Raw genomic sequence first — 659 nt, 5'->3', positions numbered from 1 at the left:
CTTGCAGCCCTTTACAGATCGGTGAAGTTAAATACCCAGAATCAAGTGCAACTGCTTCCACTTCAAAGCCAAATCGTTTTTGCTGACGATCTAATCGAGATAAGTAGGGAATCGAGTCATGTACATTCCCTGCAGTGACATGAACATCTGTAATCATGTTGTATTTCAGGTCTACTGTGCGGTGGTCTAAATAGAAGAATCCCTCCGGCTTACCGTCTCGGATCATATAACCGCTTTCTGGATCGGTCTTGCTTACCTTAATTTCCTTTTCCTCTATCACGTCCTCTCTAGGTTTTAGTGCTTTTTTCCGTGAGTTTTTCGGTCTTGCTCCACTGCTGCATTCAGTTCGTCCACATAGTCACGGGTATTTTGCAAAACCTGCTCTTTCGTAAACTTATGTTTATTAGCGTTGGCCTTTACATGCGTGGAATCTGAGACGAGTACGCGGCCGCCAACCATACGGTGCTGAATGGCTTGAAGCACAATCTCATCAAAGATATCTTGAAAAATATTTGTGTCTTTAAAACGAGTGCGACGATTCCAACTGATGGTGGAATGGTCTGGTACTTTATCCGTTAGACCAAGGCCTAAAAACCAACGGTAGGCCAAATCAGTCTGAATTTCACGTTCAAGCTGACGTTCCGAACGAATGCCATAAA

Annotated in this window: 1 pseudogene; it reads right to left on the bottom strand. The window is 43.7% G+C overall.

From position 1 onward, the window contains the following. A pseudogene (locus M3661_RS31100) lies at positions 1 to 659 on the bottom strand (transposase); the annotation flags it as partial.

The sequence above is a fragment of the Paenibacillus sp. MER 180 genome (assembly GCF_023713665.1).
In the GTDB taxonomy this organism is placed as follows: domain Bacteria; phylum Bacillota; class Bacilli; order Paenibacillales; family Paenibacillaceae; genus Paenibacillus_B; species Paenibacillus_B suaedae.
This window is presented reverse-complemented; position numbering and strand designations above follow the sequence as displayed.